The sequence below is a fragment of the Fusicatenibacter saccharivorans genome, from assembly GCF_027667425.1.
Taxonomy (GTDB): Bacteria; Bacillota; Clostridia; order Lachnospirales; family Lachnospiraceae; genus Fusicatenibacter; species Fusicatenibacter saccharivorans.
Map to the genome: position 1 here is coordinate 1 of NZ_JAQEGR010000025.1, position 22,277 is coordinate 22,277.

General features: G+C 42.1%; 17 protein-coding genes and 3 pseudogenes. 15 read left to right on the forward strand and 5 right to left on the reverse strand.

The genetic code is table 11. The features are described 5' to 3' along the window. Positions 1-62 precede the first annotated feature (62 nt). The 3 genes and pseudogenes from PGS38_RS16440 to PGS38_RS16450 all read right to left on the reverse strand — a co-directional run. Positions 63-1,016 (reverse strand): annotated as a pseudogene (locus tag PGS38_RS16440) (IS91 family transposase); the annotation flags it as partial. Between the two features lie 238 nt (positions 1,017-1,254). Further along, positions 1,255-2,406, reverse strand: coding sequence for a Gfo/Idh/MocA family protein (locus PGS38_RS16445; RefSeq protein WP_117510865.1), 1,152 nt, complete (start codon positions 2,404-2,406; stop codon positions 1,255-1,257). Positions 2,407-2,475: 69 nt separating this feature from the next. Further along, positions 2,476-4,659 carry a helix-turn-helix domain-containing protein gene (locus tag PGS38_RS16450; RefSeq protein ID WP_117761804.1) on the reverse strand — a complete coding sequence of 728 codons (2,184 nt, stop codon included), beginning with the start codon at positions 4,657-4,659 and terminating at the stop codon, positions 2,476-2,478. Positions 4,660-4,854: 195 nt separating this feature from the next. Between PGS38_RS16450 and PGS38_RS16455 the strand changes: the two are divergent. Further along, positions 4,855-5,066: pseudogene (locus tag PGS38_RS16455) on the forward strand (transposase); the annotation flags it as partial. Between the two features lie 78 nt (positions 5,067-5,144). Here the strand turns inward: PGS38_RS16455 and PGS38_RS16460 are convergent. Beyond that, a complete protein-coding gene (locus PGS38_RS16460; protein WP_117761805.1) occupies positions 5,145-5,528 on the reverse strand; it encodes a putative sulfate exporter family transporter in 384 nt (127 codons plus the stop codon). On the opposite strand from PGS38_RS16460, the gene PGS38_RS16465 reads away from it, so the two are divergent. From PGS38_RS16465 to PGS38_RS16505, 9 genes and pseudogenes are all read left to right on the forward strand, one after another. Beyond that, positions 5,488-5,958: a LysR substrate-binding domain-containing protein gene (locus PGS38_RS16465; RefSeq protein ID WP_158565833.1), complete on the forward strand. Its 471-nt coding sequence runs from the start codon at positions 5,488-5,490 to the stop codon at positions 5,956-5,958. The two genes, PGS38_RS16460 and PGS38_RS16465, sit on opposite strands and share 41 nt — an antisense overlap. Positions 5,959-6,523: 565 nt before the next feature. After that, positions 6,524-7,783, forward strand: a complete 1,260-nt coding sequence (locus tag PGS38_RS16470; protein ID WP_117761807.1) for an IS110 family RNA-guided transposase — start codon at positions 6,524-6,526, stop codon at positions 7,781-7,783. Between the two features lie 281 nt (positions 7,784-8,064). Then, the gene (locus PGS38_RS16475; protein WP_055222161.1) at positions 8,065-9,402 is read left to right on the forward strand and encodes an ABC transporter substrate-binding protein; all 1,338 of its coding nucleotides are present in this window, start codon (positions 8,065-8,067) and stop codon (positions 9,400-9,402) included. Between the two features lie 169 nt (positions 9,403-9,571). Beyond that, positions 9,572-10,414, forward strand: coding sequence for a carbohydrate ABC transporter permease (locus PGS38_RS16480; protein WP_117761808.1), 843 nt, complete (start codon positions 9,572-9,574; stop codon positions 10,412-10,414). After that, entirely contained in the window at positions 10,414-11,250 is an 837-nt protein-coding gene (locus PGS38_RS16485) for a carbohydrate ABC transporter permease (protein ID WP_117761809.1), read from the forward strand. Before PGS38_RS16480 ends, PGS38_RS16485 begins: the two co-directional genes overlap by 1 nt. Before the next feature lie 147 nt (positions 11,251-11,397). After that, positions 11,398-12,957, forward strand: a complete 1,560-nt coding sequence (locus PGS38_RS16490) for a response regulator transcription factor (RefSeq protein ID WP_117761810.1) — start codon at positions 11,398-11,400, stop codon at positions 12,955-12,957. Next, a complete protein-coding gene (locus tag PGS38_RS16495) occupies positions 12,920-14,629 on the forward strand; it encodes a sensor histidine kinase (protein ID WP_117761811.1) in 1,710 nt (569 codons plus the stop codon). Before PGS38_RS16490 ends, PGS38_RS16495 begins: the two co-directional genes overlap by 38 nt. Then, positions 14,626-16,368 carry an extracellular solute-binding protein gene (locus PGS38_RS16500; protein ID WP_117761812.1) on the forward strand — a complete coding sequence of 581 codons (1,743 nt, stop codon included), beginning with the start codon at positions 14,626-14,628 and terminating at the stop codon, positions 16,366-16,368. Before PGS38_RS16495 ends, PGS38_RS16500 begins: the two co-directional genes overlap by 4 nt. A gap of 20 nt (positions 16,369-16,388) precedes the next feature. After that, positions 16,389-16,599 (forward strand): annotated as a pseudogene (locus tag PGS38_RS16505) (hypothetical protein); the annotation flags it as partial. A 385-nt stretch (positions 16,600-16,984) separates the two neighbouring features. Here the strand turns inward: PGS38_RS16505 and PGS38_RS16510 are convergent. Beyond that, positions 16,985-18,133, reverse strand: a complete 1,149-nt coding sequence (locus PGS38_RS16510) for an SLC13 family permease (protein ID WP_118601753.1) — start codon at positions 18,131-18,133, stop codon at positions 16,985-16,987. 179 nt (positions 18,134-18,312) lie between these two features. Here PGS38_RS16510 and PGS38_RS16515 point away from each other — a divergent pair, with 179 nt between their 5' ends. The 5 genes from PGS38_RS16515 to PGS38_RS16535 all read left to right on the forward strand — a co-directional run bounded on the left by PGS38_RS16515 (position 18,313) and on the right by PGS38_RS16535 (position 22,086). After that, on the forward strand, positions 18,313-18,537 hold the full coding sequence (locus PGS38_RS16515) for a hypothetical protein (RefSeq protein WP_055059592.1): 225 nt from the start codon (positions 18,313-18,315) through the stop codon (positions 18,535-18,537). A 685-nt stretch (positions 18,538-19,222) separates the two neighbouring features. Next, complete coding sequence (locus tag PGS38_RS16520) at positions 19,223-20,059, forward strand: DUF2971 domain-containing protein (RefSeq protein WP_021859841.1); 837 nt, start codon at positions 19,223-19,225, stop codon at positions 20,057-20,059. Positions 20,060-20,122: 63 nt separating this feature from the next. Continuing rightward, positions 20,123-20,641: a hypothetical protein gene (locus tag PGS38_RS16525; protein WP_021859842.1), complete on the forward strand. Its 519-nt coding sequence runs from the start codon at positions 20,123-20,125 to the stop codon at positions 20,639-20,641. 105 nt (positions 20,642-20,746) lie between these two features. After that, positions 20,747-21,490 carry a restriction endonuclease gene (locus PGS38_RS16530; protein ID WP_021859843.1) on the forward strand — a complete coding sequence of 248 codons (744 nt, stop codon included), beginning with the start codon at positions 20,747-20,749 and terminating at the stop codon, positions 21,488-21,490. A gap of 131 nt (positions 21,491-21,621) precedes the next feature. Next, positions 21,622-22,086, forward strand: coding sequence for a low molecular weight protein-tyrosine-phosphatase (locus PGS38_RS16535; RefSeq protein WP_118601752.1), 465 nt, complete (start codon positions 21,622-21,624; stop codon positions 22,084-22,086). Positions 22,087-22,277 lie beyond the last annotated feature (191 nt).

Consider the following 22,277-nt stretch of genomic DNA (forward strand, 5'->3'; position numbering starts at 1 on the left):
AATAGCCCTTTGGAGGGCTAATAATAAACCACCAGTTGAACAGGTGGTTGCTAACTAGAATGTAGGAAACATTGTTTTTCGGCAGAAATACATTTACGGAGCTTCATTTCCTGCTTATGATGTTTGGCATATATCCCATAGTAGCGAAGCATTTTAAAATGTTTTTCGGAGATGTGGACAATGAGTTTTTGAATGAAGTTCAAAGCAGGAATGGTTTCAGTAACAGTTTTATTGTCTTCGTGTCTGGTGTAATGAAAGGTTACATTTTTGCCGTCATAAGTATCAATACGCGATGTGGCAATAACAGGTCTGCCGAGGTATCGGCTGATGTATTTAATGGTGATATCAGGAGTGCAAAGATTTGGCTTTGCACGGACATAAAAGCCGTCAGCGTGTTTCGTGTACATTTCATTTTTGACTTTGCGAAAAGTCGGACCAATGCGGGAGGTAAGTCGTTCAAGCAGGACTTTGCGGAAAGCATTACGAAGGAAACTGTAATCAAAGTGTTTGACAGGACGCCAAGGAGTGATGTTACCAGCCCCACCCTCGGAGATGAGATCGTGGATATGAGGATTCCATTTTAAATCACGCCCAAAAGTGTGAAGAATACAGATAAGCCCAGGAGTAAAGTTTTCGGTTTTATTCATTTTGGAAAACATGCGTAAAACAACATCACGAACAGAATGAAATAAACAATCTAAGAGAGTCCTGTCTTCGAGAAAATAAACGCGAAGTTCCGCTGGGATAGTGAAAACACAATGGCGATGAACGCAAGAAACAAGCTTACAGGACATATGAAAAGAACGAAGCTGGTTGTATTTGTTTCCGCAGGAAGGGCAAAAACGGCTTTTACAGCGAAAGGGAACAAATTTAAGATTTCCACAGTGAGGACAGCCATACATGGCACCACCGTAAGAAGGGTCACCACAATGAATCATCTTGTTGACATTTTCAATGACAGCAGGACGAGGATGGAGTTCATAATAATCGGTAAAGATGGATTGTAATATATTCATAATAGAATTTTACAATAAAGAAGGAGATAAGAAAACCCCTTCCCCTCATGAATGAGGGGTTAGGGGAGTTGAGAGTGTCGCAGACACTTTTTTATTGTGGGAGAAGCCTTGACCGCGGTCTTTGCTGAAGATGCATTGCTGGGCAAAATCAAGGCAAACCCTCTTGGCTGTATGGACAATTTGAGGCAGAACGATTGGTTCGGCTTTTTTGGGGAGACTGCGTTTTTACCGGCTCCCGTTACAGCTCTTCGTACTTGGGCAGCGACTTTACGGTGCCGCCTTCCATGGCGCTTTCGTGGGCCAGGAGACCAACGCCGGTCCAGTAGGCCGCATCGATATCGGAGGGGAAGGGAGTTCTGTCTTCCAGAATGCTGGTAACGAACTCATGGACCAGATGCGGATGGGAACCGCCATGACCGCCGCCCTGCTTGAAGGACAGATGGGGATTGACCTCGTCATAGGCCACTTCGTAGGTAAACCGGCCAATGACGTCCGGAAGCAGATGGGCATAATCGGGGACCTGAACGTATTCCTCATCGATCTTGCCGCCGCGGTTCTCGTTCTCCCAAACCAGATCCCGGCTGAACATCACATGTTTGTCGCCGTTGAGCTGATCCCACTCAAAGGACTTGTTTTCACCATAGATATTAAAGCATTCGCTGTAGCCACGGGCGACATGGTACAGGAAGCGCTCCATTTCAACGGTCGTCTCGCCATCCTCCAAGGCCACCAGAGCAGACTCAAAGGCGAAGGGGCAGCCGTACTGCTTTTCCAGTTCCGGACGGACCTTGCCGGAGCCTCTGCCGAAGACGCTGACCGGACGCTGCCCTGCCAGAGCAAAACAGGGGCCGATGGCATGGGTGGGATGTGCCAGGGGCGGGAAGCCGTCCCAGTAAGAGGGCCAGCCCTCCATATCCTGATAGTGGGCGCAGCGCATATACTGCAGCTTGCCCATTGCGCCGGATTCGTACAGCTCCTTCACATACAGATACTCGCGGGTGTAGACGGAAGTTTCCATGAACATATAGTGTTTGCCGGAAGCCTTCCGCGCCTTGATAACGTCTTCCAGCTCCTTCATGGACATACCCATGGGGATGGTGCAGGCGCAGTGCTTGCCTGCGTTGAGCACCTGAACCGACATGGGCGCATGCAGCGCGGGCGGAATGACCAGATGGACCGCATCCACATCCGGGTTCTGCAATACCGCTTCAAAGTCGGTGGTGTAGTAGCTTTCGTCCAGCAGGTACATATCTGCCAGCGCCTTCAGCTGGTCCGGATTGGTATCCACCATAATGACATGCTCCACATCCGGATGCTTCAGATAGATGGGCAGGAAGCAGCTGCCGAAACCCATGCCCACGATGGCAACCGTCAACTTTCCATTTTTCATAAAATTACTCCTTTCATGCTGTGAGCGACTTGCTGTTTTCATTTTATTTTTTTTTGCATTCCGTGTATGTTATTCGACGAGTGAAATACTGATACAGGCAACGCTGCGGGGTGGAAGCTTCGCCTTGATAATATCATCCTTGACATGAATCATCAGGGGATTTTCCGTAAACGGGGTACCAGGCAACAGATTTTCGGCCTGAAGTACCTTGTTTTCCAGAATTGTTCCGCATTTATTCAGAGAGTAAGTAGTTTCCTCCTGCCAGTTCAGGTTGAGCATCGTCAGGGTCAGCACATGATGATCATCGATGGTGGCAACGACTTCAAAGTCTTCTACACCATCTACCGTACACAGCTTTCCGCCGGCATGCCGGGAGAGCAGCGCAAAGGCCTGACCGGTTGCCGTCAGCTCGGTATGATCCGGATGCACCTGCATGGCGCCTTCGTTAACCGGCTCAAAGTAGCAGGCCATGGGCATGCGCTGTTTTTCGCTTTCATGCATGAACATGTGCAGCATCTGCGCAGTGAAGATGCCCTCCATGGAGGAAGGATTGCGGCACCATGTTTTCCACAGATTCCATTCATCGTAGGAGATGAATGTCTTTTCCGGGAGCATGTCATGCAGCCTGCGCAGGATTCCTAGATTGTGGATGGGCATGCGGATCATTTCGTTATAGCAGCGCTCCATGCCCTCCGGAGAGGTGAAGTCCCAATGGACTGAATTGTACGTATGCAGAGAAACGTATGGCGCAATGGGAGCCAGCTTCTTGATGGAAACATCTACCCACTCCTGATTCGGATAGGGGCCGGAAGAAACAAATTTCAGATCCGGCGTAACCTTCAGCATGGCACGCGCATGCGTTTCCACCAGCGATGCGTATCCATCCGGCGTATTTGCGCCCTCCATGTGGCCATAACCCATTTCGTTGCCCAGCGACCACCATTTGACATTGTAGGGCTCCTGATGACCGCGCTGGGCACGCAGCCTGCCGTATTTGCTCTCGGCAGGGCCGTTGCAGTATTCCACCCAGGCGGCGCATACTTCGGGGGAATCCCAGGCGGCATTGATGGTGAGGAAGGGCTCCGCGCCGATCTCACGGCACAGTGCAATAAAATCGTCGGTGTCTATTTCATGCATGTCATAGCCGTGTGTAAAGGGCTGCGTTTCATTTTCCATGTAGCCCTCCATGGGAGCGCGCCTGTCGGGATGCAGGAACATATCCTGCCAGCGATATTCGCCGGCAAAGTTGCCACCCGGCCAGCGCAGCAGACGCACGCCGATTTCCTTGAGCTTTTCCACGGTGTCCCTGCGCATGGTATGGAAATGATTGTCCGGCATCATGGAAACTGCGCCGATGAGCAGTTGTGCCTGCTCCGTGTAGGTAATGCTTATCACGGCATGCGCATCGTCGACGCCGGGGGTCAGAATCGTCTCAAAGCGCTGCCATTCATCCACCTCTTCCTGTGCATCCTCCTTCGCTAGAACGGGCTGAACAGGAAAAACGGTTTCCGCATAAATCTGCGTACCATCGGCGTTGGTGAGCGCGACGCGCACATCCAGCGGCTGCTGTACTTTGACAACGACGGCAAACGGATAGCTCCTGTCCTTTTGAAGGAAGAGCTCTTTTTGACGGATACCGCTCACCTGATTCGGAATTGGGTTCTGAATCATCTGGGACTGACATTCGTTACGCCGCCACATGCCGTTGTGCGCGTAATGACATACATAAGCTTCGTTTGCGTTGCTACCGGGAAGGCGGTGTTCATTGGCAAAGTACACGCATTCGCCGATGCCTTCCCAGTCCAGCGCTACGCCGTTGCGCGCCGCAGCGCCGGCAAACTTCCGGTTGCGGATCATCTGGGCGCTGAGACCATCCATGATGCTGGCTCTGGTATGCTCCAGGTTGTGGCCAAACAAATGGGGCGACACCGTAGAGGTGGTTTTGAGATCGATATACAGGTAATGGCTGTGCTGCTGCGCCGCAAACAGCGTGTCCTGCGCAGGATCTTCCGTGGTCTGGCAGCCGGGGGTATTACCGAATTTGCCGTCGTATTCATCCAGCAGTTCCTGCACCGTCAGACCCAGAACACGGCATAGAGGCACCAAAAGCGAGATGTCAGGAAGTGTGACGCCACATTCCCACTTGGAAACGGCTTTGTTGGTTACACAAAGCTTTTCCGCTAACTGCTGCTGTGTGAGTCCCAAACGTTCACGGGCTTGGATTATTTTGTTGGAAACAAGGGAGCATCGCATTGGTGAGATCGTCTCCTTTCACTATTGTAGATTGTAGCTATGTGTTGCAACATCACTGCTTATGGCAATATCGTATCATGCTTTTTTCGAAAGCACAATCGCTTTACAAGCGATTTGATGGGGCTGTTGCCCCGAAAGACCGTAACAAGAAAATGAAAAAAGAGTGAGCAAGGATATGTGCGTTGTGCCCTTAAAAAAGACGTGTTGGGGATGTGGGTAGGAGAAAACGAAAGTGCCAAGTACTGGGCAACGGTACTCAACGGGCTAAAAAACGAGGCGTGGAGGACATTTTCATTGCCTGCACGGATAACCTGACGGGATTCTCTGCGGCGATTGGGGCTGTATTTCCCAAGACGGAAATTCAGAATTGCATCATCCATCAGCTGCGTAATTCGAGCAAATACGTAACGCCATTCCTCAATCCAAAGACAAAAGCCACAGTTTTGTTTTGAACTGTGGCTTTGCTCAATTGTCTTGTAGCTTTCTTACACGATTCCCATGCCCATCTCCACTAGCAGCGCCACAATTACAACCAGCGCAGAAATGATGAAACCGTGAATCATGGGGCGGATGCCAGCCTTCTTCATGCTGGCGAAGGAGGTATTCAATCCGATGGCAGCCAGTGCGCAGACCATCAGGAACTTGCTGGCAGTCTTGGTGCCGCTCACCGCCGTACCTGCCCAGATGCCAAAGGCCTGATCCGTCATACCCAGTGCCCGGCCCATGATGGGAAACAGCACGATCATCGCCATGTCAAATAGGAAGGTGGCGGACATGGCGTAGGCAACGTCGTTGTCGTCCGCGTCGATGGTGGGGGCGATAGCGGCAATGGCAGAGCCACCGCAGATGCCTGTGGACTTTGCAATAATTGAAGGCGTGTTCGATAAAGAAAAGTATCCGCACCGCCTCTATAAAAAAGAGAGCTTTTTGGGCATATGCAGCCGCCGTCATTCTTTTGCAGGCAGAACCGTTTCTCTTGAGGAAGTTCTTCAGGAAAGCCTGCTTGTGCGTGAGAAAGGTTCCGGAACACACATGCTTCAGGAACAAGCCGTGGCCGCAAGAGGTTATTCACTGGACAGCTTCAGTCGGCATTCGTCCATCAGTAATTTTTCTATTATTTGCGACTTGGTTGCAATGGATCATTTGATTACTTTTGCATATGAACCAATTAGCCACTGCCGAAATGACTTGGCAACATTTAGAGTGGAGGACATGGAGATCACTGGTGAATTCAATCTTGTTTATATTAACCGTTCGGTTGCAGAACCTAAAGCCGATCTATTTCTTGCAACCTGCTAAAGCTCTGATTTGTCAGATAGTTTCTAATAGAAAAACGAAAGCTCGGTGTTGCACCCACCGAGCCTTTTTTGCTTTATAGGAAATTTCTCAAATCGTCAGAAATAGTGTATAATGGGCTGGAAATAAAAAATGACATAACAAAAGAGCGAAGGGGGCTTCGCCATGACGTTGTTTATGAAGTTTTTTGTTTTGGTTTAGGTTAGCTGCACTATCTGACTATGGAGAAAGAATTATTATGAACATGGATTTATCCATATTTATTTCCCGTCTTTCTGCGAAAGCCACCAATGCGCCATGAAACGTGTTGGTTACCTTCACTTTCTATTTTTGTTCCCTTCTGATATGATGGTTCCATAAGACTGACACACTACAGAACACGTGGAGGTGAGTGGCGGGGCTGTATAGCGGCAACCTCGCATATTTATATGTTGTCGGTCATCCGTTAAGGCATCAATGAGTGGCGCATAACTGTAGCCCGGAAACTTATCTCTTCCGAAGTCGACTCGATCTCGCCGGATGACCAGTCACTGTCCGTTTTATCATTATGCTATCAGGAGGTAGTTACTTGTCTTTTAAAATTTTTAAATTTAACTGCTGTGGACTTGATGTCCACAAAACATGGATTTATGCCTGTATCGGTATCACGGATTCCAATAATCGTACAGAGTATAAGCAGGCTCGCTTTTCTTCCTTTTCTAAAGGTTTGCATCAGCTGTGTGTCTGGCTTGCTAAATACAACTGTAACGATGTCTGTATGGAATCTACCGGCAAGTATTGGATCCCTGTTTTCAATATCTTAGAGCAACACAAAATCCGGGTTACTCTATCCCATCCGAAATACACCAAACCCATGAAAGGAAACAAGACCGACCGCAAAGATGCCAAATGGATCTGTGATCTATACATGTGCGGCATGGTGAAACCTTCTTTTATTCCACCTGCTGACATCAGAGAACTCAGGGATCTCGTAAGATACCGTTTCAAACTCACCTGTATGATTACCGGTGAGAAGAATCGTGCCCAAAATTGTCTTACTGTTTCCAATCTGAAGCTTGATGATGTCTTTTCTGATGTATTCGGGAAATCTTCCCGTTCCATTACGGAACAGATTTTGCAGCACCCTGGGGAAAAATTTGATGTGTCACCCTTTGTTGACAGCCGCTGTAAAACTCCAATAGAAGAAATTCAGGCGGCCGTTGATGGTAATATCTCGAAAGAACAGGATGTAAAGCTCAGACAGTGCCTTGATCACATAGACGAACTTCAAAAGCACATTTCAGAAGTAGAACAGGAAATCCTTCGTCTCAGTGATAAATACGAGGCTGCTTTAAACTTAATAAGAACGGTTCCTGGATTCGATAAGAATCCAATGACTGCAATTCAGGTGCTTTCAGAGATTGGTGGTGATATGCCTGTCTTCCTCACAGCAAAACACCTCGTCTCCTGGGCTGGATGTTGTCCCCGAAATGATAAGAGCGACCGTAAAATCAAATCCACTCGGATTTCCTGTACTGGTTCTTATTTTAAACCAGTTCTGGTACAGATTGCAAATGCTTTAATCAAATCGAAGAAACATTTTGAATTTACCACCCGCTATAAGCGTATCAAAACACGTCGTGGCCACAAGAAAGCCATTATTGCACGCTGCCGTATGATCCTGACCGCTATCTGGCACATACTCACAGATTTAAAACCTTATACATCCGATGGTTTTCTTGAATCACGTCCTGTGAAAAAAGAAAAAGTTCTTACAACTTCACAGGCACTTAATCTTCTAAGGCAACGAGGGTATCTCATTAAAGATGAGCCTTCGCCGGTCTCCTAATTAGGTGTTGCGTTTATATATTCAATTTTCAAAACCAGCTAATCCGGTGGTTTGTTTGCTATGCCCTCTATTTCGTGGCTGTTCTCTACTTATTTGTTTCAAACTTCATTTTTGGTTCTTGGCGAACTCTTGTATCATACACAAAATCTTCAAAAATTACAATAATCTTGAAATAGTGTTATGTTTCTTGGAATTTTATTATATCTTATTTTGGAACTTTTTCTTATAATAACATCATCAAGAAAAACAAAGAAAAGTAATCATAAAAGGAGGATTCAATTATGAAGAAGAAAAAGATTCTTGCACTTGTACTTGCAGCTTCAATGGCAGGAGGAATGCTTGCAGGATGTGGAGCCACATCAAGCGGAGATGAAACAGCGAAAGGAGATAAGTCATCCGGAAAAGTTTATTATCTGAACTTTAAACCAGAGCAGGCTGACCAGTGGGTAGAACTTGCAAAAGAGTATACAGATGAGACGGGTGTTCAGGTTGATGTACAGACAGCAGCATCAGGAACTTACGAGTCACAGTTGAAATCAGAGATGGCAAAAGATGAGGCACCAACATTGTTCCAGGTAAACGGACCGGTTGGACTTGCTACATGGAAAAATTATTGCTATGACCTTTCAGACAGCGATGTTTATAAAGATGTCGAGTCTGACGATTATATATTAAAAGATGGCGACGCAGTAGATGGAATCGCTTATGTTATTGAGACTTATGGTCTGATCTACAACAAAGCTCTTCTGAACAAATACTTCGAATTGCCGGATGCAAGTATCAAATCAATTGATGATCTGAATAACTTCCAGGCACTTAAGACAGTTGCAGAAGAGATTCAGGCACACAAAGATGATCTTGGAGTAGAAGGAGCTTTTACTTCAGCAGGAATGGATTCTTCCTCTGACTGGAGATTCAAGACACACCTTGCAAATCTTCCAATCTACTATGAGTATAAGGCAGACGGAATTGACAGCACAGATGCAATCAAAGGAACATACCTTGACAACTACAAACAGATCTGGGATCTGTATCTGAACAACTCTACATGTGAGCCATCTATGATTTCTTCTAAGACAGGAGATGACGCAGCAAGTGAATTTGCACTTGGCGAAGCAGTATTCTATCAGAATGGTACATGGGCTTACAATGATATCAAAGATAATGAAGTAGCAGATGAAGATATGGGAATGCTTCCAATCTACATCGGAGTTGATGGAGAAGAAAATCAGGGACTTTGTACAGGATCTGAGAACTACTGGTGTGTAAATAAGAACGCTTCAGAAGAAGACATTCAGGCAACACTTGATTTTATGAAATGGGTAGTTGAGAGCGATGAAGGTCGTGACATGCTGGCTAACGAGATGGGATTTGTAACACCGTTCACAACATTCTCAGATTACCTTCCGGACAACCCGCTTGTAAAAGCAAATGCTGAGTATACAGAGGCAGGAAAGACACCAGTAAGCTGGAACTTTACAACAATGCCATCTGAGAACTGGAAAAACAATCTTGGTGGAGCTCTTCTGAACTATGCACAGGGTACAGGCGCATGGGATAGTGTACAGACAGCATTTGTTGATGGATGGGCTGAAGAATACGCAGCAGCAAACGAATAAAAAAGACTTTTCACAGGATAGGCAGATAAAAAGGCTGTGAAATAGAGAAGAAGATCAAACAGCCTGCCAACGAGCATACCGGGGCAGGCTGAAATTATGTAATTAGAATTGTGAAAAGCAAAGGCGCAGAAAGGCTTTTTACAGAAAAGAAAGACAGGAGGAGAAGAACATGCAAAAAGCAATAAAGAGATATTTTCCGGTATTTGTATTACCGACGCTGATTGCATTCACGATAGGTTTCCTTGCACCGTTTGTGTTAGGCGTATATCTTTCGTTCTGCAAGTTCACAACGGTGACAGACGCTAAATTTATTGGACTTAGCAACTATGCAAAGATCCTTGGAGACGGAGATTTTCTTCACTCTCTTTGGTTTACCGCATTATTTACAATTGTGACAGTATTATTGATCAACATTTTTGCATTTGCGGTAGCAATGCTTTTGACAAAGAATATTAAGGGAACCAATATTTTCCGTACTGTATTTTTTATGCCGAACCTGATCGGTGGTATTGTACTTGGATATGTATGGCAGCTGTTATTAAATGGTATTCTGGCACATTTCCAGAAAACACTTACATATTCTTCAAAATATGGTTTCTGGGGATTGGTTATCCTGATGCTCTGGCAGCAGGTTGGATACATGATGATCATCTACATCTCAGGAATCCAGAATATTCCTGGAGAGCTGATCGAGGCAGCACAGATTGATGGAGCGAATAAAGTACAGCTTTTAAGATATGTTACAATTCCGATGGTTATGCCATCCATTACAATCTGTACTTTCCTGACACTTACAAACGGATTTAAACTTTTCGACCAGAACCTTGCATTGACAAACGGTGGACCGGACAAGATGTCAGAAATGCTTGCCCTGAATATCTATAATACATTCTATGGAAGAACTGGCTGGGAAGGTGTAGGACAGGCGAAAGCAGTTATCTTCTTTATTATCGTAGGAGTGATTGCATTGATCCAGAATAAACTGACAACATCAAAGGAGGTGCAGCAGTAATGAATAAAAAAGTAAAACATGGTACATTATTAACCGTTATTTTTACACTACTCAGCCTGCTGTATCTGTATCCGATCATACTGGTATTTATCAACTCCTTTAAGAAAAAAGCCTATATCAGTAAAGCACCGTTCAAGATACCGACCGGAAAGATGTATGTCGGATTAGAGAACTATATCCGTGGTATTAAGCAGACACAGCTGATTCAGGCATTTGGATGGAGTTTATTTATCACAATCTTATCTGTAGCAGTGATTATCTTATGTTGCTCCATGTGTGCATGGTATATCTGCCGCGTGAAGACAAAATTTACAAAGATCCTTTACATGCTTTGCCTGTTTGCAATGATCGTGCCATTCCAGATGGAAATGTTTACATTATCCAAGATCGCAAATATGCTTCATATGGGAAATCCGTGGGGACTGGTTGTGATCTACCTTGGATTTGGTGCAGGACTTTCCGTCTTTATGTTTACCGGGTTCATGAAATCCATTCCATTGGAGATTGAAGAGGCTGCAATGATTGATGGATGTACACCAATCCAGACATTCTTTAAAATTGTACTTCCGATTGCCAAGCCGACTTGCGTAACAGTTACAATTCTTCAGGCAATGTGGATTTGGAACGACTACCTGCTTCCATCACTTGTACTGGATCAGAGAAAATATAAGACAGTGCCGATGGCAGTTCAGTATCTGAAAGGTGGATACGGTTCTGTAGATATGGGAGCAATGATGGGAACTCTGGTTCTTGCAATTGTGCCGATTATCATCTTCTACCTGTTCTGCCAGAGATATATTATCGAAGGCGTTGTAGCCGGAGCGGTTAAAGGCTAGTGTGGACATTGTCTAAAAAATGAATTAAAATAGAATTATAAAAATTAAAAAAAGACAGCAGAGAGTGAGTGAACATTCCCTGCTGTTTTCGGACGTTATAAAAGGAATAGTGAAAATGTAAAGTGAACGTGTGGGAGGCGTGGGGAAATGATTACAATATTGATCGTGGATGATGAAAAACTGGAGCGAAGGGGAATCCGCTTTCTGTTAAAGAGGGAGGAAGGAGAATTCCAGATCCTAGAAGCAACGAATGGAAAGGATGCACTGGGAGTATTAGAATCAAACCATGTGGATATTTTATTTTCGGATGTAAAGATGCCTTATATGAATGGACTGGAGCTGACGAAAGCAGTGAGAGAAGATCATCCGGATATGGAAATCGTGATCTTCAGCGGATATAATGATTTCTCTTATGCAAGAGAAGCATTGCGGTATGGAGTTGTAGACTATGTTCTGAAGCCGGTTGATCCGGAGGAATTCCATAAGACTTTTCAACGAGTGATGGAAAATATTTCTTCCAAGATAGAGAAAAAAGAGCAGCAGGAAAAGAAAGAAGATTATCTGAAAAAATACTTTTTACTGAAATATCTGTATGGGGGAAAAGAGGAAGATTTTGTTCAGTTTAAGAAACTTACAGATGGAATGGAAGATGATCTGTCCCAATTTACCCGTATGGTTCTTGTCAGTGCCTCAAATGGATTCTTCGAAACGGAAGAGGAACATTTCCTGATGAGCCTGAAGGAAGAGGTGCAGAGAGAGTTTCATTATGTGAATCTGAATTCGAACGAATCCATCTTTTTGTTCACGGAAAAATATGCAGATTATCATGGAATCGTAGAGAAAATGTACCGTTTTTTTGCGCACCAGTTTGACAGTGAATGTTATTTTGCAGTCAGTGAGGAAATCGAAGATGGAAAAAATCTGGCAGAGGAATTTAAGGTGCTGGAAGGAATGTTAGAAGAGCAGTTCTATCAGCCACGTCAGCATCTGTTTTTCCACGGGGAGAAGCAGGAAGAGAAGAAAGCTGATCCAGCAGAAGATTCTGAAATCATGGAACAGATTACGAAAGATATTCAATATAAAGATCTGCCACATCTCCGTCAGGATTTTCAGAGACTGGAAGAAAAATATCGTGCGCATAAGCAATTTTCGGATATGTATATAAAGTTTGTATTTTCTGGAATTATGAAAGAATTGCTCGACCAGATGGAAGGGCTGGATGAAAAGATGCTTTCAAAGAGAGTGGATCGATTATATCGTTGCAGAAACCTTAATGATGTGATTGCTATAGTAGAAGAAGTACTTCAGGAATATGAACATTGCATACAAGAGCAGGAAGATGGGTTCCGATCAGAAGTTACAACCGTGAAGGGATATATTTATCACCATTATAAGGAAAAGGATCTGGGAGCAGAGACACTTTCCGCAATGGTTTTTCTGTCACCGGGATATTTAAGTGCTGTATTTAAAGAAGAAACAGGGATGACACTGAACCGTTTTATCCGTGAAGTGCGAATGAATAAAGCAAAAGAGCTTTTAGAGACAACGAATATGAAAATCTCCCAAATTGCGAAAGAAGTAGGATTTTCCAATAACTCATACTTCTGCAGAAGTTTCAGAGAGTTTTTCGGAGATACACCGGAAGCATGCAGGAAAGGAATAGCGGCGGATGAAAAAACAAATACGGAAGTTGATCCATCGATTTGAAAATCTGAAATTTCGTAAAAAACTGTCTGTTTTGATGCTGATTGCAGGACTGGTTCCGGTAGGATTCCTTGCTTTTTCCATGCAGTATGGCATGATGAATCAATTGCGAGAGAAGGAACAGTACAATCTGGAGAAAATGTTGGAACAGTCAGTGAGTTCGATTGAGAATCAGTCTCAGATCTATAAGAACCTGGTTGATTATCTGTCTTATTCTCAAAATCTCAGGAATATTTTTGATGTGGAGACAGAGTCGGATTATGAGAAGTATTTGAAATATGTGAAGGTGGCTGATCCACTGTTGCAGATGCCGACGATCTATCACAAAGAGATCCAGAGCATTACATTATATTCTGACAATATAGAAGTGCCACATGGAGATACACTTCTTCCAATGTCGGAAGCGGAGAATCAACAGTGGTATTCCAGGTTGAATGAGGGAACATTAATGCAGTGGAGCATCACTCGCGGTGTGAATAAATCAATCATTGCCAGTCGGAAATTCTATGACAATGATACGATCAAAGCGGTGTTGGAGATGCGTCTGGATTATGAAAAAGTTCTTGAACCATTCATGAGCCAGCTTACAGATAATACAGGAGGCATGATTCAGGATGATAATGGAAATATTGTCTATGCCGAGTGTTCTATGGATAAGAAATATCGTCCGAAGGATATTGAGAGTCCGAAAGATATCAGTGAGAATTATTATCTGGTACAGCGGACAATGAAGGATACAGGATGGAATTTCTATATCTATCGTCCAAAGGCAGTAAGTGAAAACGCAATCCATAAGCTTTTGCTCAAAAATATTCCGATTATTTTGATCAGTGTTCTTCTTCTGAGTTTTCTGGGATATGTTTTTTCCCTCCGTATGGTATCGCAGTTGGAGTTATTGACTGAAAATATGAACCTGATCAATATGGGACTTCGTAAAGTTACCGTGCAGAGTAAATCCAAAGACGAGGTGGGTGTGCTGATCCGGTCATTTCGGCGCATGATGGATCAGATGAACCATTTGATCTCAGAAGTATATGAGAGTAAGATCCAGCTTCAGAACAGTGAGATGAGAGCACTGCAGGCACAGATCAATCCACATTTCCTTTATAATTCGCTTTCAATCATCAACTGGAAAGCAATTGAAGCGGGTGAGGATGAAATCAGTCATGTGACATTGGCACTGTCTACTTATTATCGGACAAGCCTGAATCGTGGTGAAACAATGACCACAGTGGCAAAAGAAATTGATAACATCCGTGCATATCTCAAAATCCAACTTGTTATGCATGATAACGAGTTCCGTGTGGTTGAACAGATTTCGGATGGTCTTAATGATTATCTGATACCGAAGTTGATCCTGCAGCCACTTGCAGAAAATGCAATCGATCATGGAATTGATGTGTCAGATAATGAGAATCCGACGTTGTGGCTGACGATTCGTGAAGAGGCTGAGCACATTTTCTTTGAAATCAGGGACAATGGTGCGGGAATGACGCAGGAGAAGGCGGATCAGATTCTGACATATCAGTCCTCCGGTTATGGTGTGCGAAATGTCTGTGACAGAATCCATGTCCTTTATGGAGAAAAAGGTGAGATGAAGATAGAAAGTACTCCAGGAAAAGGAACGCGGGTCTTTATCCGGATTCCGAAGAACACGGAGGCGAAGGTGTTATGAAAAACGATATGAAAAAGCGAATTCTCTCAGCCCATCTTGCATTAATTTTATTGCTGATGCTTTGGTGCGGAACCTATTTTGAGACGAAGGAAAGTCAAAGACAGATGGAACAGTTAAAAGCATCTCAAAGTGAGTCTGGTGCAAGCAATGCAGTTAAAGTGAAAAGAAAGCTGATGTATAAAGCGATGCATACACCACTTGGGAAATATCCTGAGACTGTTACCTATACACTTGGCAAGATTGCAGGGGCGAATAATTCGAATCTTCCTGTAGGAGATACGTACGAAAATAATGCATATACGAGATATTTGAAGAAAATACTTAATATTCAGAATGAAGATGTCTTTGAATTGCAGGATGGCAATACTTATGAAGAGGCGGTCAATGTAGCGATTGAAGATCGTGATATTCCAGACGTGCTTGTTGTGAAGGGAAGAGATAACCTGCTCCGCCTGATTGAAGCAGGCCTGATCGAAGAACTTACAGAAACGTATGAAGAGTGTACGACAGATACGATCAAAGAAATGTATGAAAGTTATGGAGATTCTCTTTTACAGTCTGCAACCGTGGATGGAAAGCTATATGCATTTCCGAATACGGTGATTGACGATGGAACTCCGCTTCTTTGGCTGCGGAAAGACTGGATTGAGAAGTTGGGATTAAAGGAACCGGAAACAGTAGGAGAAGCGTTGGAAGTGATCCGGGCATTTGTAGAACAGGATGCAGCAGGAGACGGTCAGACAATCGGCCTTGCCTGTAGTACAGACGTGGTTGCCGGTGCGGATCAGACTTATGGAGTGGATGCAACTTTTATACATGCCGGTGCAATGCCATGTCACTGGATCCTGGATAAAAATGGAAATGTAGTTTATGGGTCAGTAACACAGGAAACAAAAGAAGCGCTTTTGAAACTTCACAATCTATATGAGGATGAGATACTCGACCAGAGATTCCTGCTACGAAAGACGGAAAACATAGATGATCTGTTAAAAACCGGACATTGCGGTGCTATCTATGGACGCTGGTGGGCTCCGAATAACCCGTTGAGTGCAGCATATAATGTCGATTCAAATGCAGAGTGGAAACCGTATCTTTTAGACAAAGAACAGGTAAATGAGACGCAGAAGATATCAGTTTTTGAATCGTATGACCAGTGGATGTATGTGGTGGTGCGTAAAGGATATGAGCATCCGGAAATTGTAGCAAAGTATGTGAGTGCGATTTTTGATCAGTCTAGATATGCAAATGATAGTGCGGCAAGAGAAGTGAATGATTATTTTTCTATTAATGTAGATCCGACGGCCCGGCCACTGAATATTAATGTGGATTATGAGGATGCACTTTACCGTACGACAGAACATATTCAGGCAGCACTGGATAAGACGCTTGATGTATCAGAGCTTAGCGGTTTGGAAAAGTCTTATTTTAATACATGTAAATCTTACTTGAATGGACAGCTGACAACCGCGAATGGATGGGCGGCGTATGCGTCAAGAATTCAGGCTGTGGGGGAACTGCAGAAGGCAGGAATAACAAGTACATCGACATTGCCTCTGGAAAATGTAAATGCAGAAATTCCGCAAGAATTACAGGAACTGGAACAGGAAGCATTTCTTCAGATCATTAGTGGGGAGAAACCAGTGGATTACTTTGATACTTTTGTGATAGAATGGTATGCAAACGGTGGAAAAGTGCTGACCGAACGGGTGCAGAACGCCTATGAAAGTGGAAAGAACTAAAAAGCTTGGATATTAATCAGAGACTGACAGAAGAATTAAAGAAACAGATTCTGGCAGCGGAAACGCTTGTGGCAGTAGAAGACCTGTATCGCCCATATCGTCCAAAGCGCCGCACACGTGCGACAATCGCGAAGGAGAAAGGACTTGAGCCGCTGGCTGCATTGGATCACATTGTAGAAGACAAAGGAACCGATTGAGAAAACAGCGGAAGCTTATATCTCTGAAGAAAAAGGAGATTGTAGCAGAATAAAAAACAAAAAAACAAAAAAACAGATACGGATGATTACCTACTTACGTTGGAGCAGAAAAAGTTTCAAAATAAATCAAAAAATATTTGTGAAGTCTACCAGTCAGAGTCTTTTCGTTGTATAATGTCTTTGTCGTACAGGGTCACTTTCCTTTGGAATGTTTTGGAGCAAACTCATTATACATCAGAAAGCCCTGTACGATATTTTTTATGAAAAAGTTGTAAAGTGGTGTAAAGATTAATGATCTTTGTATTGGCACCGAAAATATATTTATTTCTCCGCGGCTTTTCTTCCAGGATGGGAGAGTGCCGCGGAGAATTTTTTGCGAAGAAAGAATTGCTATAGCTTTTGTAATTCCGGGAAAACCTTTATTTAAGAAAAAAATACAATATTAACATGAATATCATGAATATAATATTGGAGGCTGTGAATATTCCCAAATACTTCCCTCTCAGATTCCTGTTTTCTTTTGCAATATATTTGAAACTTATCAGGCTTGCCATGGATGCAATCAGAGTGCCGAGACCTCCAATATTGGTTCCGACAATTAAAGCCCGGTAATTATCTGTAAAGCCGGATAAAAGAAGCGCAGCGGGAACATTGCTCATAATCTGACTGGCAAGAACAGCAGTAAGTGTTTCCCTTCCTGCCATGATTCTTTCCAGAAAACTGCTGAATTGCGGAATCCTTCCAAGGTTGCCGATAAAAATAAATAATGCGATAAAGGTGGCAAGCAGGGAGTAATCCACCCTGCTTATATTTTCCCTGTTTCTTAGCAGCATATATATAAGAACCAATACAAGAGGAATCTGGTATGGAATGATACGTGCAACAGTGAGCAGGCAGATTGTAAATAAGATCAGGTAAGCGGCCAGGTATTCCATGTTAAGTTCTTTTCTGTCAGAGAATCCCAAAAGAGTTTTATCTTTTTCGGAACCGCATACGTGAGGTGCTTTGGCAGCGGCTACCTGTATCCATATCAGAAGAAGGATAAGTGCTGTGGCGGAATAGGGAAGCATCAGGGTTATTAATTCTGCCGCGGACATCCCTGCTCTGGCATATAGATAAAGGTTCTGCGGATTTCCGATTGGTGTGAGCATGCTTCCGAGATTAGCGGCGATTGTCTGCATGGCTACTATTTTAAGAAGCCAGTAATTGCCCAGTTCCTTTGGCAGTTTATGCACAATGATCAGTGCAAGAGGAACAAAAGTAATCAATGCCACATCATTGGTGATCACCATTGACAGGAAGAAACATAAGAGTACCAACAGCCTGATCACACCCACAGTTCCCGATGTTCCCATCAGCAATTTTTTGGCAAGTATATCAAAAACACCAACAGCCTTCAAACCAGCTACAATTGCCATCAAACAGAAGAGGAGCCCGAGAGTCCTGAAATCGATATAAGTAAAATAAGCCTTATCCGGTCTGACCCAGAACATAGAAAGAAGCGCCAGGATCACTGCAATTGACAAAACGGTTTCTTTCCTGAAAAAAACATATAATTTTTGTAACATAATATTTCCTTTCCGGTCTGATACGACCGCGTATAAGTATATCACAGAAACATCCAGAAAAAAAGAATACCATTTTGTATTGTGGATTGTGTTTGCGATTACCGCCTCATTCCTGTATAATAAAAATGTTATCAATGGCGACATCATTTCAAAAGTTCAGAATATGAAAAGAAAACGTTTTGGAAGAACTATACAGAAAATATCAGGGAAAAACAATAAAAGATGACTATGGGAAAAATTCCAAGGAATTTATAGATTTTGCAAATGACATGAAAAAGAGCATGAAAATTAATGCCGCAAAATATGGATTAAGGCTTATTACCTTTGAGACGGGGCATTACGATATGTGCGGATATTTTAAGGACAACGAAACAAAAAAAGTATGCATATTTTTCATTCCATGAATGCAGGAACCACCTCATAGATTTCGACATGATGAACTCTAAGGGATTTCTCGTCCGTTCTGCAAAAGGATTGAACGATTGCACTGGAGGATACAACAACTTTACGGACTTGAAGGGATTTTTCCAACTGGTAAAGCAGATTACTTCCAGTGAAAGCGACATAATGGCGAACGATACCCCGTACAAAAACTAACATTTCATTTGTTCATATCGTATCTTTTGTATATGTCAGGCAGTCAAAGGACTGTACTTATACAAAAAGGAGATTGTAGCAGAATAAAAAACAAAAAAACAGATACGGATGATTACCTACTTACGTTGTGTCAGTAGATACAACAGCTTTTTTAATAAACAATCCTTAGTAGTAACCCTTTCCCTTTTACTACTAATTTTACTACTAACAGGTAGTAACAACTTGCAGGGTTCTGCTCTGATTTGCCATAATCTGTAATTTCAGAGTATTTTACAATAACCCCGGAATCCCTTGCAAAATAGGGCATTCCGGGTCAAAACAAGGAGAAACAAAACAATGATAAAAATATTATTCATCTGCCACGGCAGGAGTTTTTCTTTTGCCCAAATCTCCTTATTTTATGCAGATTTCCTTACAATAGGAGAGTGTATTACAACGATTTTACAACTTTTGAAAAATGTTCCGATATGACGAAAAAGGAGATAGTAGAGAATGAAATATTTATACCATTATACAAGTTTAGAAACATTAGCTTTGATTTTGAGAAATAAAACAATTTGCTTTAATAACTTGTTGTACGTTGATGACCTTGATGAAGCAGAAACAGAAGATATGGGGAAGTTTGGAAAATTTGTCTATGTGAGTTGCTGGACTGAAGATTCAGAGGAATCTATACCTTTGTGGAATTTATATACACCGAATATGCATGGCGTTAGAATACGAATGCCTGAATTTCCGTTTAAAAAATATAGATTTAAAAAAGGAGAATATTTTTTATCTGAAGATGTAGATACATATATAAATTTGAAGAAAATATACGAAGAAAACAAGGCTAGTATTGTTTCTACAGAACCACATTTAGAAAAGATTGAATATACAGATTCTCAAGATAAGTTATTTCCCAAAATTAGAACAGAATCTTGTGAAGATGCAGTTAAAAAGTTTTTGGAAGCCAAAACAATGTCTGATATTACCCAGGGTAATATATCTATTTCCTATTCATTAAAAGATATAGGACGATTTAAAAGAACAAATTGGGCTTTTCAGAAAGAGTGGAGATATATAATTTCACTTTCTCCTATGGGATTAAAAGAGGCTTATCCGGCTAGTTTTGAAAAACATCAAGAACAAATTAGAAGAATTGAGGACACATTATCAAAGCCACCATATAATCAATTGTTTTTAGAAATAGATGATAAAGTGCTAGAAGAAATAGAAATTGTATTTGGACCTAAAATGAGTGAAGCGGAAAAAATATTAGCTATTGCGTTGATTAAAGAATATTGTCCACAAGCCGTATATACAGAAAGTGTTCTGAAAATAAGATAAAATGTATTATAGATTGAGTTTTTTACTAACCTAAAATTCATACTGCTGGAGGAGTAAAAAATAATGAATTGGGAAGCAATTAGTGCCATAGGGCAAATTTTAGGAATATTAATTACATTTATGGTAGGGTGTATTGCAATGTTACCATATATGAGAAAATTCAATATTTATTTTTCTTTTATGTATAACGTGGATAAAAAACCTACATTTGTTGTAACGAACAATAGTCAAAAAGGACAGTTTATAAATCGTATAATTTTGTATAGTGGAAAATGGAGTAGAAAATCATTTTGTGTTATAGAAATGTTAGACATTCAAGATGATTTGCTAGCAGATAATATTGAATTTTTTGTTGCTCCGAATTCTTATTGTAAAATTAGTGCTAATGCCACTAGAATGGTAAAATATATTACTCATTGTGATGTATATTTTTCAAAGCGTAAGAAAGTCTATATTACATTAGATTTTGGAGATAAACTTTCTAAAAGATATTGTACGCAGATAAGAACTTATGAGTTTTTACAAATGCTAATTAGTGAAACAGAAGCATATCAAGACTTGAATATTGATACGCTGTTTTAGGAATAAAGTGAACAAGCATGTAATCGGTTAGTTGTAAAATAGGGAGAGTTTTACAACTTTTAAAAGATATTTCGATATGAAGATATAATACGAGGAAAAAACAGTATGAAGGCAGGAAAAGAATTGGAAAATTATGTACAATTTGTATATCAAAAATTGTTGGATTTTATGGATGAAGGTGCAATGGTATCATCTAATGTATCAGTAATAGGAAAATCGGGAGTTAAGCATGAGTTTGATGTATACTATGAATTTCAGCATTTGAATATGAGACATCGTATTGCTATAGAATGCAAAGATTGGAATACTCCTGTAAGTAAAGGTGAGGTGGGAGAGTTTTTGTCAAAATTAAATGATTTGAATAATATTTCGGGGATGATGGTGGCTAAATCAGGTTATCAAGAAGGCGCAAAACAATTTGCAGAATCCAATGGCATTCATTTAATGGAAACAAAAGACTTACCTTCTTTAGGAGAAATAGTTGCTGGTGTAATTAAAGAGGCATTTCTTCCAGATGAAGCCACTCAAGGGGCTCCTTTCTGGACATTAATGGAAATACAATCAGGTGAAATAACAGGAACCTATTTTTCTTTGCCAGAAGGAAAGCCGATAGTACCATTCTTCTATTCTAAAGTAATTGCAGAAAAAATGAGGGAAAAATTACTAGATGCAGAAAATTGGGTGGTTAGAGGGGTATCTCAGTATCAATTAAAAGGATTTGTAGCTCAAATGGAAGTTTTGGGTGTTGAAGCAGCGGTGTTTTATGTGCCATATTGGAAAGAAGGAGAAACAGATGTGCCAATGGTTATCATACCGAAAGAAAAATTAAAAGAAGAGTATATATATTAATACCTATTTTACAACTTTTGATAGCCAAAATATGAGGGTTTATAAGAAGATACAGAAACTATAAGAAAAATGAAAATTGTAAAGAACTTTCAAATACAAGGAAATGTGACGATTTAAGGAGATATAAGAACATGATAAAAATACTATTTGTTTGCCACGGCAATATTTGCCGCTCGACTCTTGCTGAGAGCGTATTCACCCACAAAGTAAATTCCCTCGGCCTTGCCCACAATTTTGAAATCGACAGCTTCGCCACCAGCCGCGAGGAGATCGGCAATCCGCCGCACTACGGGACAGTCAATAAACTGCGCGAGGAGCACATTCCGCTCGTGCCGCATCACGCAAAGCAGATTACATGGAAGGATTACGAGCGCGCCGACTACATCATCGGCATGGATACCGCGAATATCCGCAATCTGAACCGGATGCTGAAAAATGATCCGGATGGAAAGGTTTACAAATTTCTTTCCTTCACCGGTTCCGGCCGCGATATTGCGGATCCGTGGTATACGGGAGATTTTGAGGCGACGTACCGCGATGTCGTGGAGGGATGCAACGGCTTTCTGGCGTATCTGCGCCGGGAAGGAAAAATCTGAAAAACAAAAAGCGCCGAAAACAAGGCCAGTGCTCATTTGCAGAGAATGCGGCACTGGCCTTTTACTATAAGAAAATCCTATAGCCACTCAAAAAAATTAGCAATTAGACGTAACCAGACAGATATGGTATGATAACTGCATAGAAAACATGTAAACGGTAGAATACGAGTACCTTTTTATTCACTTCAAGT

Bases quoted from the DNA above. Each gene is read 5' to 3' on its own strand.
- PGS38_RS16445 (WP_117510865.1), bottom strand. From the start codon at position 2,406: ATGAAAAATGGAAAGTTGACGGTTGCCATCGTGGGCATGGGTTTCGGC.
- PGS38_RS16450 (WP_117761804.1), bottom strand. From the start codon at position 4,659: ATGCGATGCTCCCTTGTTTCCAACAAAATAATCCAAGCCCGTGAACGT.
- PGS38_RS16465 (WP_158565833.1), top strand. From the start codon at position 5,488: ATGGCAGAGCCACCGCAGATGCCTGTGGACTTTGCAATAATTGAAGGC.
- PGS38_RS16475 (WP_055222161.1), top strand. From the start codon at position 8,065: ATGAAGAAGAAAAAGATTCTTGCACTTGTACTTGCAGCTTCAATGGCA.
- PGS38_RS16480 (WP_117761808.1), top strand. From the start codon at position 9,572: ATGCAAAAAGCAATAAAGAGATATTTTCCGGTATTTGTATTACCGACG.
- PGS38_RS16485 (WP_117761809.1), top strand. From the start codon at position 10,414: ATGAATAAAAAAGTAAAACATGGTACATTATTAACCGTTATTTTTACA.
- PGS38_RS16490 (WP_117761810.1), top strand. From the start codon at position 11,398: ATGATTACAATATTGATCGTGGATGATGAAAAACTGGAGCGAAGGGGA.
- PGS38_RS16495 (WP_117761811.1), top strand. From the start codon at position 12,920: ATGAAAAAACAAATACGGAAGTTGATCCATCGATTTGAAAATCTGAAA.
- PGS38_RS16500 (WP_117761812.1), top strand. From the start codon at position 14,626: ATGAAAAACGATATGAAAAAGCGAATTCTCTCAGCCCATCTTGCATTA.
- PGS38_RS16510 (WP_118601753.1), bottom strand. From the start codon at position 18,133: ATGTTACAAAAATTATATGTTTTTTTCAGGAAAGAAACCGTTTTGTCA.
- PGS38_RS16520 (WP_021859841.1), top strand. From the start codon at position 19,223: ATGAAATATTTATACCATTATACAAGTTTAGAAACATTAGCTTTGATT.
- PGS38_RS16525 (WP_021859842.1), top strand. From the start codon at position 20,123: ATGAATTGGGAAGCAATTAGTGCCATAGGGCAAATTTTAGGAATATTA.
- PGS38_RS16530 (WP_021859843.1), top strand. From the start codon at position 20,747: ATGAAGGCAGGAAAAGAATTGGAAAATTATGTACAATTTGTATATCAA.
- PGS38_RS16535 (WP_118601752.1), top strand. From the start codon at position 21,622: ATGATAAAAATACTATTTGTTTGCCACGGCAATATTTGCCGCTCGACT.